Raw genomic sequence first — 12,227 nt, forward strand, 5'->3', positions numbered from 1 at the left:
CCTACCGGCCAGGCCCGAGAAGCTGACAAGAACAGAATGACGCAATCCGACAACGCAGCCGCCGCCGGCGCTGCCAAGACTGAACCGAAAGCCGAGCAGAAGGCCGAACTGAAGGCCGAGCAGAAGGTGAAGGCCGCCAAGGCGCTGCAGGGCGTGAAGGGCATGAACGACATGCTGCCGGCCGACGCGCCGCTGTGGGAGCATTTCGAGAATGCCGCGCGCGCCATGCTGCGCGCTTACGGGTACCAGCAGCTGCGCACGCCGATCGTCGAGCACACGCAGCTGTTCGTGCGCGGTATCGGCGAGGTGACCGACATCGTCGAGAAGGAGATGTACTCCTTCACCGATGCGCTCAACGGCGAGCAGCTGACGTTGCGTCCCGAAGGCACCGCCGCCGCCGTACGCGCGACCATCGAGCACAACCTTCTGTACGACGGCCCCAAGCGCCTGTGGTACACCGGCCCGATGTTCCGCCACGAGCGCCCGCAGCGCGGCCGCTATCGCCAGTTCCACCAGCTAGGCGCCGAGGCGCTGGGCTTCGCCGGTCCGGACGTCGATGCCGAGATCATCCTGATGTGCCAGCGCCTGTGGGACGACCTGGGCCTGACCGGCGTGCGCCTGGAGATCAATTCGCTGGGGCAGGCCAATGAGCGTGCCGCCCACCGGGAGGAGTTGATCAAGTACCTGGAAGGCTTCCAGGACATTCTGGACGAGGACAGCAAGCGCCGCCTGTACACCAACCCGCTGCGCGTGCTGGATACCAAGAATCCGGCACTGCAGGAAATGGCCGCCAACGCGCCCAAGCTGATCGACTTCCTGGGCGAAGAGTCGCTGGCTCACTTCGAGGGCGTGCAGCGCCTGCTAAAGGCCAACAACATCCCGTACAAGATCAATCCGCGCCTGGTGCGCGGGCTGGACTACTACAACCTGACGGTGTTCGAGTGGATCACCGACAAGCTCGGCGCGCAGGGCACCATCGCCGGCGGTGGCCGCTATGACCCGTTGATCGCGCAGATGGGCGGCAAGCCGGCACCGGCTTGCGGCTGGGCCATGGGCGTCGAGCGCATCATCGAGCTGATCCGCGAAGAGGGCGTGGTGCCCGACGCCGCGGGTTGCGATGTCTACCTCGTGCACCAGGGCGAAGCCGCCGCGCAGCAGGCCATGATTGCGGCCGAGCGGCTGCGCGACGCCGGCCTGGAAGTGGTGCTGCACGCCAGCGCCGATGGCAAGGGCGGCAGCTTCAAGTCGCAGATGAAGCGCGCCGACGCAAGCGGCGCGGCCTATGCCGTTATCATTGGCGACGACGAAGTGGCCGCTGGCGTGGTCCAGGTCAAGGAACTTCGCCAGCGCGACCAGGCCGAAGGCGGTGGGCAACAGGCCACCGTACAGGCCGAGGGCCTGGTCGACTACCTGATCGACGCCATGGTCGGTGCCAGCGAATAAGCGCGGAGTAAGCGCGGAGTAAGCGCACCTCGGCCGCAACGTCATCCAAGACGCCCGTATCCAACCAACGCAGGTGATTGCCTCGACATGGCTTACGATCTAGAAGAACAGGAACAGCTTGAGAATCTGAAGGCCTGGTGGCGCCAGTACGGCAATGCGCTGACCTGGGTGCTCATCGCCGCACTGCTGGCGTTTGCCGGCTGGAACGGCTGGAAGTACTGGGAGCGCAAGCAGGCCGGCGAGGCCGCGGTGCTCTACGAGCAGGTGCTCAAGGCCGCCGAAGCGCGCGACGTCGAACGCATCAAGCGCGCCGCCACCGATCTGGAAAACAAGTTCGGGCGTACCGCCTATGGCCAGATGAGCGCGCTGGTCGCCGGCCGCGTGTTGTATGACGCGGGCGACCTCGCCGCGGCCAAAACCCAGCTGCAGTGGGCCATCGACCACGGCGACGAAGAATACGCACATCTGGCCAAGGTGCGCCTGGCCGGCGTGCTGCTGGACGAAAAGGCCTATGACAAAGGCCTGGCGCTGCTGAAGGACGAACCGCCGGCAGCGTTCGCGTCGCTATATAACGACCGCCGCGGCGACCTGCTCGCCGCGCAGGACAAGCGCGACGACGCGCGCGCGGCCTATCGCAAGGCGCTGGACAAGCTGGGAGAGGCCGAGCCGGCCACGCGCCAGATCATCCAGTTCAAGCTCGATGCGCTGGGCGCAGCCTGATGCGACCGCACGCGCTTTGTGGCATCACGCAAAACCAGGACCGTAACCTTATGACGTCAGTGCTTTCCCGTGCCGTACATCGCCAGCCCGCCCGCGCCGTCACCCGTGCGCTGGTGGCAGCCGCCTGCCTGGCCGCGCTGGGCGGCTGCTCGCTGTTCAGCAAGGAAAACAAGCACCCGCCCGCAGAACTCAAGCCCGTCTCGGCCACGCTGACGGTACGCCAGGCGTGGAAGGCCGATGTGGGCAAGAGCGGCCCGTATTCGATGCAGCCCGCCGCGGCAGGTAACAATGTCTATGTGTCGTCCAAGAACGGCAACGTGATGGCGCTGGAAGGCGCTTCGGGGCGCGTGCTGTGGAAGGCCAAGACCGATCTGGACCTGACCTCCGGCCCGGGCAGCGATGGCTCGGTGACCGCGGTCGCCGGCGAGAAGGGCGCGATCTATGCCTTCGACGCCAGCGGCAAGCAGATCTGGAAGAAGCAGGTCAATGGCGAGGTGCTGTCCGCGCCGCTGGTCGGCAACGGCCTGGTGGTGGTGCGCACGACCGACACGCGCGTGTTCGGCCTCGACGCCGAGACCGGCGAGCGCCGCTGGATCTACCAGCGCTCGCAGACGCCGCTGAACCTGCGCGCCGCGATGGGCATGGTGTTTGCCGGTGACGGCATTGTGATGGGCTTTCCCGGCGGCAAGCTGGGCGTGCTGACGCCGGGCAACGGTGTGCTGCGTTGGGAAAGCACGATCTCCTATCCCAAGGGCGTGTCCGAGATCGAGCGCCTGAACGATGTCACCGGCCAGCCGATGATCAGCGGCCGCCAGGTCTGCGCCACCACCTTCCAGGGGCGTGTGGCCTGCCTCGAGCTGGCCACCGGCCAGCCGCAGTGGGGCAAGGATTTTTCGTCGCCGAGCGGCCCCGCGCAGGATGACAATGCCATCTATGCCAGCGACGAGCAGTCGGTCGTGCACGCCTTCGACCGCCAGAACGGCAGCGAGCGCTGGAAGAACGACCAGATGCGCAATCGCCGCCTGGGTGCGCCGCTGGCACTGGGGCGCTCGGTGGTGATGGGCGACTTTGAAGGCTATGTCCACTTCCTGTCGCGCGAGGACGGCCAGGTCGTCGCCCGCATGAAGACCGATGGCAGCGCCATCACTGCCGCGCCTGTGGTGGCGGGGCAGACGCTGGTGATCCAGACCCGCGACGGCGACGTCTTCGGGTTCCAGCCGGGCTGACCAGCAAGCACTGCGCGCTGCCGTACACCTGTCGGTACGGTGCGCGCCGAATCCGGTAGCATGATCCCTGGTCGTGCGGCAATTTGCGCAGCGGGTCGCTGACCGGCGCCGCGCCCCGACAGGACAAGCGGCAAGGCGCGCCCACCGGGTGCGCGTGCCGTCGGATCCATTGACTCCGGAGTAACCGGGGGGCGGCAGGTGCCGGCCCCCGTTTCCGTTTATTGCATGAAACCAGTTATCGCACTTGTCGGCCGCCCCAATGTGGGGAAGTCGACGCTATTCAACCGCATGACCCGCTCGCGCGACGCCCTCGTCGCCGACCTGCCGGGCCTGACCCGCGACCGCCACTATGGCGAGGGCCGCGTCGGCGAGCGTCCGTTCATCGCCATCGATACCGGCGGCTTCGAGCCGGTGGTCAAGGAAGGCATCGTCGCCGAGATGGCCAAGCAGACCAAGCAGGCGGTGGTCGAGGCCGACGTGGTGATCTTCATCGTCGACGGCCGCCTGGGCCTGGCGCCGCAGGACCGCGCCATTGCGGACTACCTGCGCAAGACCGGCCGGCGCATCATGCTGGCGGTCAACAAGGCCGAGGGCATGAAGTACACCTCGGTCGCCGCGGATTTCTACGAGCTGGGCATGGGCGATCCGTACGCGATCTCCGCTGCCCACGGCGACGGCGTGCGCGAGCTGGTCGATGAAGCGATCGAGCTGGCCGTGCAGGAGCGCCCGGAACTCGCCGCGGAAGAGCCCGCGGACGGCAAGGGCGTCAAGATCGCCATCGTCGGGCGCCCCAATGTGGGGAAATCCACGCTGGTCAACACGCTGATCGGCGAAGAGCGCGTGATCGCGTTCGACATGCCGGGCACCACCCGCGACGCCATCTACGTCGAATTTGAACGCGGCGGCAAGCCTTATACGCTGATCGACACGGCGGGCCTGCGCCGGCGCGGCAAGGTGTTCGAGGCGATTGAAAAATTTTCAGTGGTCAAGACGCTGCAATCGATCGCCGATGCCAACGTCGTGATCCTGCTGCTCGATGCGCAACAAGACATTTCCGACCAGGACGCGCATATTGCCGGCTTTATCGTTGAATCCGGACGCGCTCTGGTGGTCGGCGTCAATAAATGGGACGGGCTGGATGGCCATACCCGCGACCGCATCAAGCACGACCTGGAGCGCAAGCTGCAATTCCTGAGTTTTGCGAATGTCCACTTTGTGTCGGCGCGCGAGCGCACCGGCATCGGCGCGCTGATGCGTTCCGTCGACGACGCCTATGCCGCGGCCATGGTCAAGCTGCCGACGCCGCAGCTGACGCGCGTGCTGCAGGAAGCCGTGGAATTCCAGCAGCCCAAGCGCGTCGGCGCGTCGCGTCCCAAGCTGCGCTATGCGCACCAGGGTGGCTCGAACCCGCCAATCATTGTGATCCATGGCAACGCGCTGTCGGGGGTTGCGGAGACCTATCGGCGCTATCTGGAAAACCGTTTCCGTGCGGCCTTCAAGCTCAAGGGCACCCCCCTGCGCATCGAATTCCGTACGAACAAAAATCCGTATGCGGACTCGAAGGATTGAGTCCGGAATCGGATCCTTGGCGGGGCCAGTTTTCGTTTGCGTTCGTTTGGAACTGCGGCTAAATTCACGGTAGCAGGGGGTTCCCTGTGCATTGACGCCGACTTGGTACCGTTTTTTGATCTTTTTTCTGGCGCGTTTTTGCGCCGCTTGACTTGAACCGGGGATTTCCATCCCCATCATTCACCACTAAACCTATAAATTTGGAGTGTGCCATGAGCAACAAAGGGCAACTGCTACAAGACCCGTTCCTGAACGCGCTGCGCAAAGAGCACGTGCCGGTGTCCATCTACCTCGTCAATGGCATCAAGCTGCAAGGCAATATCGAATCGTTCGATCAGTACGTCGTGCTGCTGCGTAACACCGTGACGCAGATGGTCTACAAGCATGCGATTTCCACCGTCGTTCCGGCGCGCGCGGTCAACTTCCGCGTGGATGATTCCTCCGAGAACTGATCTGCCTCGCGGCCGCCGAAATCCGCGGTCGCCGACCCAAGGCATCGGCCTGGCGCCCCGCGGGGTTGCACCGATGCCCGGTACCGGTGCGCCAGCGCGGCCGGTGCCTGCCGGAATGGCGGCGCGTCTCGCCGCCGTGGCTTCCCGCCCGACGCGGGGAGCCGTCCCGGCCGGGGACAGGGCAGGGCGGGACTTCCGTCGGCCATCCCCCTGAAACCATCGGATAGCATTTCGCTATTCCTAATTCCCAGCGCATTCGCGCCACCCCTTGGATCCCAGAGCTACTTCCAACACTGCCCCGTCGCGCGCCATCCTCGTCGGCGTCGATTTCGGCAAGCATGATTTCGAGGAAAGCCTGAGCGAGCTCGCCTTGCTGACCTCCACCGCCGGCTCGCTGCCGGTGCATACGCTGACGGGCCGCCGCTCGCGGCCGGACCCGGCCCTGTTCATCGGCTCGGGCAAGGCCGAGGAACTGAAAGAAGCAGCCGACGCGCTCGACGCCGACGTGGTCGTGTTCAACCACGCGCTCAGCCCGGCGCAGCAGCGTAACCTCGAGCGCTTCCTGAACCGCCACGTGATCGACCGTACCGGCCTGATCCTGGATATCTTCGGGCAGCGGGCGCAGAGCCACGTTGGCAAGGTGCAGGTCGAGCTGGCGCAGGTGACGTACCGCGCCTCGCGACTGGTGCGCGCATGGAGCCACCTGGAGCGGCAGAAGGGCGGTATCGGCATGCGCGGCGGCCCCGGCGAGCGCCAGCTCGAGCTGGACCGGCGCATGCTGGACGACCGTGCCAAGCGGCTCAGGGCGGACCTGTCGCGGCTGCAGCGCCAGCACAGTACGCAGCGGCGTGCACGCGCGCGCAACGATACGCTCAGCATTTCGCTGGTGGGCTATACCAATGCCGGCAAGTCGACGCTGTTCAATGCGCTGACCAAGGCGCGCGCCTATGCCGCCGACCAGTTGTTCGCCACGCTGGATACCACTTCGCGGCGGCTGTTCCTGGATGGGCTGGGCAACGTGGTGCTGTCCGACACGGTCGGATTCATCCGCGACCTGCCCACGCAACTGGTGGCGGCGTTCCGTGCCACGCTCGAGGAAACCGTCCATGCCGACCTGCTGCTCCATGTGGTCGATGCCTCCAGCCCGGTGCGCCATGAGCAGATCGAACAGGTCAACCGCGTGCTGGCCGAGATCGATGCGTCCGACATCCCGCAGATCGTGGTGATGAACAAGATCGATGCGGCGCCCGAACTGCTGGACCAGGGCCCGCGCATCGAGCGCGATGAAGACGGCATTCCCACGCGGGTGTTCCTGAGCGCCCGCGAAGGGATCGGCCTGGATGCGCTGCGCGAAGCGGTGGTGGAGGTGGCCCAGTGGCTGGCCAGCCGCCCGCCGGAGCCCGCGCCCTACGATCAGCGGCTGGGCGACGCCCATCTGTATGAGGACGGTAGCGACAGCGACGATCTGGCAGGCGATGGCGCCGATGGCGCCCAGTCGGGGGTAAGGTCCTGAGCCGGGCCAGCGCGGCCTTTCGCGCGGCCTGGATGCCGCGGCAGTGCTTCTGCGGCCAGGGTTCGGCGCGCCTTTCCACGGATTGGTCGCGATTTGGGCAAATGTGGCGCAGATGACTGCTAGAATCCCCCTGTTACAAACTTCCCCGGACCCGTGCACTTCATGCCCCAGTTTCCCCGGAATGCTGATTCGAGCCTGACACCAGGCGGCCGCTTCGCGCCACGCGCGGGGTGGCAGCGCCTGCGCGCCATCTTCTCGCTGAACGATCCGCGCTGGGGTCGCAACGGTGACGACGACGACAAGAAGGACGGCCGCGACGACAACCGCCAGCAGAACCAGCGCCCGCAGCAGGATGGCGGCCCACCGGATCTGGACGAACTGTGGCGCGACTTCAACCGCCGCCTGAATGGCCTGCTCGGCCGCAAGGAAAACGGCGGTGGCGGCAACCAGGGGTTCGGCGGTCCGCGCACCCCGGGCAAGGGCTCGGGCGTGGGCGCCGGCGTGATCGCGGCCGCGGTGGTCGGCATCTGGCTGGCCAGCGGCTTCTTCATGGTGCAGGAAGGCCAGACCGCGGTGATCCTGCAGTTCGGCAAGTTCAAGTATTCGACCGGTCCCGGCATCAACTGGCGGCTGCCCTGGCCGATCCAGTCGGCCGAGATCGTCAACCTGTCGGCGGTGCGCTCGGTCGAAGTGGGCCGGTCCACGTCGATCAAGGACAGCAACCTGAAAGACTCGTCGATGCTCACGCAGGACGAGAACATCATCGACGTGCGCTTCACCGTGCAGTACGTCATCCAGGACGCGACCGAGTTCCTGTTCTTCAACAAGACCGACCGCGGCGGCGACGAGGAACTGGTGACGCAGGCCGCCGAGACCTCGGTGCGCGAGATCGTCGGCCGCAACAAGATGGACGCGGTGCTGTACGAGAACCGCGAGCAGATCGCGCAGGGGCTGGCCAAGTCGATCCAGGCCATCCTGTCGGCGTATAAGACCGGCATCCGCGTGCTGTCGGTCAACGTGCAGAGCGTGCAGCCGCCCGAGCAGGTGCAGGCCGCGTTCGATGACGTCAACAAGGCCAGCCAGGACCGCGAGCGTGCGATCAGCGAAGGCCAGGCCTATGCCAATGACATCATCCCCCGCGCCAAGGGTACCGCGGCGCGCCTGAAGGAAGAGGCCGAGGCCTACCGCTCCCGCGTGGTGGCGCAGGCCGAGGGCGATGCCTCGCGCTTCCGCTCGGTGCAGGCCGAATACGCCAAGGCGCCGCAGGTGACGCGCGACCGGATCTATCTCGAAACCATGCAGCAGATCTACACCAATTCGACCAAGGTGCTGGTGGACGCGCGCCAGGGCAACAACCTTCTCTACCTGCCGCTGGACAAGCTGATGGCGCAAGGCGGCGATGGCCGTGCGGCTGCTCCTGGCCAACCGGGCAGTGCCGGCACGCCGGCGCCGGCGCCGGAGACTTCGCCGGATACCCGGTCGCGCGAATCGCTGCGCAACCGTGACCGCGACTCGCGCTGAGGAGACCCGTCATGAACCGACTGATTTCCTTCGCGATCGGCTTTTTCATCCTGCTGGCCGTGCTGTCGTCGATGCTGTTCGTGGTCGACCAGCGCCAGTACGCCGTGGTGTTCGCCTTCGGCGAGATCAAGCAGGTGGTGCGCGAGCCCGGCCTGCATTTCAAGCTGCCGCCGCCGTTCCAGAACGTGGTCTTCATGGACCGTCGCCTGCAGACCATCGACGTGGCCGCCAACGAGCGCTTCCTGACCGCCGAGAAGAAGAGCATGGTGGTGGACTGGTTCGTCAAATGGCGCATCACCGATCCGCGCAAGTTCTTCGTCGCCTTCGGCGGCAACCTGCGCGGCGCCCAGGACCGCATGACCCAGCGTATCGACGCCGTGGCACGCGAGGAGTTCGGCAGGCGCACCGTGGCCGATGTGGTCGCGGGCGAGCGCGAACAGGTGATGCAGGCTATCCGCAACGGCATGGTCGAATACGCCAAATCGGTGGGCGTAGAGATCCTGGACGTGCGCCTGAAGCGCGTCGACCTGCTGCCTGCGATCAGCGAATCGGTGTACCGCCGCATGGAGGCCGAGCGCAAGCGCGTGGCCAACGAACTGCGCTCGACCGGCGCAGCCGAGGGCGAAAAGATCCGCGCCGACGCCGACCGCCAGCGAGAAGTGGTGCTGGCCGAGGCCTATCGCGATGCCCAGGTGATCAAGGGCAATGGCGATGCCAAGGCGTCGCAGATCTATGGCGATGCCTTTGGCCGCGACCCGCAGTTCGCGCAGTTCTGGCGCAGCATGGAAGCGTATCGCAACACCTTCCGCGACAAGCGGGACGTGCTGGTGCTGGAGCCCAATTCCGAGTTTTTCCGCTATATGCGTTCCAGCGGCGGCGCCGCGGCGGCCGCGTCCGGCGGGTCCGGAGGCAAGCGCTAGAACGTCCGCTTGTCCGCGTGGCGAATTGACGAAACCCCGGCTTGCCGGGGTTTTGTCCGGCTGGAGCCATCATTGCCGAGTGATGGACCGGGCGCGCGGGGAGGCAAGACCGCGGCAATAATGTGCCGGGCGTGGCCCGGCACCGCGGGCGCCGAGCCCGCGGGGTAACCGAATGACCGAGAAGAGATTCACCATGTCCAACCATTGGCTGCTGCCAGAAAACATTGCCGACGTGCTGCCGTCGGAAGCGCGCAAGATCGAAGAACTGCGCCGCCGCATGCTGGACCTGTTCCGCACCTACGGCTACGAGCTGGTGATGCCGCCGATGCTGGAATACCTGGAGTCGCTGCTGACCGGCACCGGCCATGACCTGGACCTGCGCACGCTCAAGCTGGTGGACCAGTTGTCCGGCCGCACCATGGGCCTGCGCGCCGATATCACGCCGCAGGTCGCGCGCATCGACGCCCACCTGCTGAACCGGCCCGGCGTGACGCGCCTGTGCTATGCCGGCAACGTGCTGCATGCGCGGCCGGCCGGCTTCCATGCCACGCGCGAGCCGATCCAGATCGGCGCCGAAATCTACGGCCACGCCGGCCTCGAAGCCGACGTCGAGATCCAGGAGCTGATGCTGGCTGCGCTGCAGGCCGCAGGGCTGTCGGAGATCCGCATCGACCTGTGCCACGCCGGCATCCTGGAAGCGCTGCTTGCCGGGCTGCCGTCGATCCGCAAGATCGAGGACGCGCTCTTTGCCGCGCTCGAGACCAAGGACGTGCCGGCGCTGCGCGAGCTGACCGTGGGCATGCCGCAGACCGAACGCGATGCCCTGCTCGCGCTGCCGACGCTGTACGGCGGGGTGGAAGTGCTGGAGCGCGCCCGCGCCACGCTGCCGGCGAGCCCGGCGATCGGCCGCGCGCTGGACGAACTGGCCGCGCTGGCGGTGCAGGTGCGCGGCGCCAGCGTCAACATCGACCTGTCGGACCTGCGCGGTTATCACTATCACAGTGGCGTGATGTTCGCCGCCTACGTGGCGGGCCTGCCCAACTACGTGGCCCGCGGCGGACGTTACGACAAGGTGGGCGAAGCCTTCGGCCGCGCCCGTCCGGCAACGGGTTTTTCGCTCGACCTGCGCGAAGTGGCGTCGCTGTCACCGGTGGAAGTGCGCGCCCAGGCGATTTTCGCGCCCTGGGATGCGGACCCGGCACTGCGCGCCGCGATTTCCGCACTGCGCGCCGCCGGTGAGATCGTGATCCAGTCGTTGCCTGGCCATACCCACGAGCTGGACGAATTCAACTGCGATCGCCAGCTGGTGCGCGAGGATTCCGGCTGGGCCGTGGTGCCGCGCTGACGCCGGGCGAGCAATCCCGGCCAAAAATCGGGAATCGCCCTGCAACAAGAGTAGAATACGTTTTTAACCTATTGACCAAAGCAATATGTCCGCATCCGCAGTAGGCCAGGGACGCAATGTCGTCGTGATCGGCACCCAGTGGGGTGACGAAGGCAAGGGAAAAATCGTCGATTGGCTTACCGACCATGCAAAGGGCGTGGTGCGGTTCCAGGGTGGCCACAACGCCGGCCACACCCTGATCATCGGCGGCAAGAAGACCATTCTCCGCCTGATCCCGTCGGGCATCATGCGCGAAGGCACGATCTGCTACATCGGCAACGGTGTGGTGCTGTCGCCCGAGGCGCTGTTCCGTGAAATCGAAGAACTCGAAGCCGCCGGCCTGCAGGTGCAGAGCCGCCTGCGCATTTCCGAGGCGGCGACGCTGATCCTGCCGTACCACGTTGCCATCGACAAGGCGCGCGAAGCCCGTCGCGGCGCGGCCAAGATCGGCACCACCGGCCGCGGCATTGGCCCGGCGTATGAAGACAAGGTTGCCCGCCGCGCGCTGCGCGTGCAAGACCTGTTTGATCCCGAGCTGTTTGCCGAGCGCCTGCGCGAGAACCTGGACTACCACAACTTCATGCTGACCCAGTACCTGGGCGCGGAAGCCGTGGATTTTCAGCAGACGCTGGACGACGCGCTGGCGTTCGCGCCGCGCCTGGCCCCGATGGTGGCCGACGTCTCGGCCGAGCTGTACGCGGTCAACGCCGCCGGTGGCAACCTGATGTTCGAAGGCGCGCAAGGCACGCTGCTCGACGTCGACCACGGCACCTATCCGTTCGTGACCTCGAGCAACTGCGTGGCCGGTGCGGCCGCCGCGGGTGCCGGCGTCGGTCCGGGCCGTCTGAACTACATCCTGGGCATCACCAAGGCTTACTGCACGCGCGTGGGCTCGGGCCCGTTCCCGAGCGAGCTGTACGACAACGACAACCCGCAGCGCCAGGACCAGGTCGGCGTGCGCCTGGCCAACGTCGGCAAGGAATTTGGTTCGGTCACCGGCCGTCCGCGCCGCACCGGCTGGCTCGATGCCGCCGCGCTCAAGCGCTCGGTGCAGATCAATGGCGTGTCGGGCCTGTGCCTGACCAAGCTGGATGTGCTGGATGGCCTGGACAGCATCAAGCTGTGCGTTGGCTACACGCTCGACGGCACGACGGTCGATATCCTGCCGCGCGGCTCCGATGCCGTGGCGCGGTGCGAGCCGGTCTATGAAGAGTTCCCGGGCTGGAACGAGTCGACCTTCGGAGTGAAGTCGTGGGACGCGCTGCCCGAGGCGGCCCGCGTCTACCTGAAGCGCGTGGAAGAAGTGGTCGGCATCCCGATCGACATGATCTCGACCGGTCCGGACCGCGACGAGACCATCCTGCTGCGTCACCCGTACAAGGCCTGACCCGGCAAGCACAAGCACGACGTAGTGCCGCGGCGCCACGAACGCCGCGGCCTGCAACAGACCATCGGCCCGCACAAGCGGGCCGATCCTTA

Annotated in this window: 10 protein-coding genes; all 10 read left to right on the forward strand. The window is 66.3% G+C overall.

The window, feature by feature from the left end; genetic code table 11:
* The first annotated feature begins 36 nt into the window (after positions 1–36).
* The 10 genes from hisS (at position 37) to J8I82_RS00665 (ending at position 12,135) form a co-directional block, all read left to right on the forward strand.
* A complete protein-coding gene (gene hisS, locus J8I82_RS00620; RefSeq protein ID WP_209753801.1) occupies positions 37–1,443 on the forward strand; it encodes a histidine--tRNA ligase in 1,407 nt (468 codons plus the stop codon).
* A gap of 87 nt (positions 1,444–1,530) precedes the next feature.
* Complete coding sequence (locus J8I82_RS00625; protein ID WP_209753802.1) at positions 1,531–2,163, forward strand: YfgM family protein; 633 nt, start codon at positions 1,531–1,533, stop codon at positions 2,161–2,163.
* A 50-nt stretch (positions 2,164–2,213) separates the two neighbouring features.
* A complete protein-coding gene (gene bamB / locus J8I82_RS00630; RefSeq protein WP_209753803.1) occupies positions 2,214–3,389 on the forward strand; it encodes an outer membrane protein assembly factor BamB in 1,176 nt (391 codons plus the stop codon).
* Between the two features lie 225 nt (positions 3,390–3,614).
* On the forward strand, positions 3,615–4,958 hold the full coding sequence (gene der / locus J8I82_RS00635; RefSeq protein WP_209753804.1) for a ribosome biogenesis GTPase Der: 1,344 nt from the start codon (positions 3,615–3,617) through the stop codon (positions 4,956–4,958).
* A gap of 212 nt (positions 4,959–5,170) precedes the next feature.
* Complete coding sequence (hfq, locus tag J8I82_RS00640) at positions 5,171–5,410, forward strand: RNA chaperone Hfq (RefSeq protein ID WP_029046151.1); 240 nt, start codon at positions 5,171–5,173, stop codon at positions 5,408–5,410.
* A gap of 268 nt (positions 5,411–5,678) precedes the next feature.
* On the forward strand, positions 5,679–6,923 hold the full coding sequence (hflX, locus tag J8I82_RS00645; RefSeq protein WP_209753805.1) for a GTPase HflX: 1,245 nt from the start codon (positions 5,679–5,681) through the stop codon (positions 6,921–6,923).
* 162 nt (positions 6,924–7,085) lie between these two features.
* Complete coding sequence (gene hflK / locus J8I82_RS00650; RefSeq protein ID WP_209753806.1) at positions 7,086–8,444, forward strand: FtsH protease activity modulator HflK; 1,359 nt, start codon at positions 7,086–7,088, stop codon at positions 8,442–8,444.
* 11 nt (positions 8,445–8,455) lie between these two features.
* The gene (gene hflC / locus J8I82_RS00655; protein WP_209753807.1) at positions 8,456–9,364 is read left to right on the forward strand and encodes a protease modulator HflC; all 909 of its coding nucleotides are present in this window, start codon (positions 8,456–8,458) and stop codon (positions 9,362–9,364) included.
* 193 nt (positions 9,365–9,557) lie between these two features.
* A complete protein-coding gene (locus tag J8I82_RS00660; protein ID WP_209753808.1) occupies positions 9,558–10,709 on the forward strand; it encodes an ATP phosphoribosyltransferase regulatory subunit in 1,152 nt (383 codons plus the stop codon).
* 85 nt (positions 10,710–10,794) lie between these two features.
* Entirely contained in the window at positions 10,795–12,135 is a 1,341-nt protein-coding gene (locus tag J8I82_RS00665; RefSeq protein WP_209753809.1) for an adenylosuccinate synthase, read from the forward strand.
* The last annotated feature ends 92 nt before the right edge of the window (positions 12,136–12,227 follow it).

It is taken from the genome of Cupriavidus consociatus, assembly GCF_017814975.1.
GTDB classification, from domain to species: domain Bacteria; phylum Pseudomonadota; class Gammaproteobacteria; order Burkholderiales; family Burkholderiaceae; genus Cupriavidus; species Cupriavidus consociatus.

Bases quoted from the DNA above. Each gene is read 5' to 3' on its own strand.
- J8I82_RS00660 (WP_209753808.1), top strand. From the start codon at position 9,558: ATGTCCAACCATTGGCTGCTGCCAGAAAACATTGCCGACGTGCTGCCG.
- bamB (WP_209753803.1), top strand. From the start codon at position 2,214: ATGACGTCAGTGCTTTCCCGTGCCGTACATCGCCAGCCCGCCCGCGCC.
- der (WP_209753804.1), top strand. From the start codon at position 3,615: ATGAAACCAGTTATCGCACTTGTCGGCCGCCCCAATGTGGGGAAGTCG.
- J8I82_RS00665 (WP_209753809.1), top strand. From the start codon at position 10,795: ATGTCCGCATCCGCAGTAGGCCAGGGACGCAATGTCGTCGTGATCGGC.
- hfq (WP_029046151.1), top strand. From the start codon at position 5,171: ATGAGCAACAAAGGGCAACTGCTACAAGACCCGTTCCTGAACGCGCTG.
- hflK (WP_209753806.1), top strand. From the start codon at position 7,086: ATGCCCCAGTTTCCCCGGAATGCTGATTCGAGCCTGACACCAGGCGGC.
- hflC (WP_209753807.1), top strand. From the start codon at position 8,456: ATGAACCGACTGATTTCCTTCGCGATCGGCTTTTTCATCCTGCTGGCC.
- J8I82_RS00625 (WP_209753802.1), top strand. From the start codon at position 1,531: ATGGCTTACGATCTAGAAGAACAGGAACAGCTTGAGAATCTGAAGGCC.
- hisS (WP_209753801.1), top strand. From the start codon at position 37: ATGACGCAATCCGACAACGCAGCCGCCGCCGGCGCTGCCAAGACTGAA.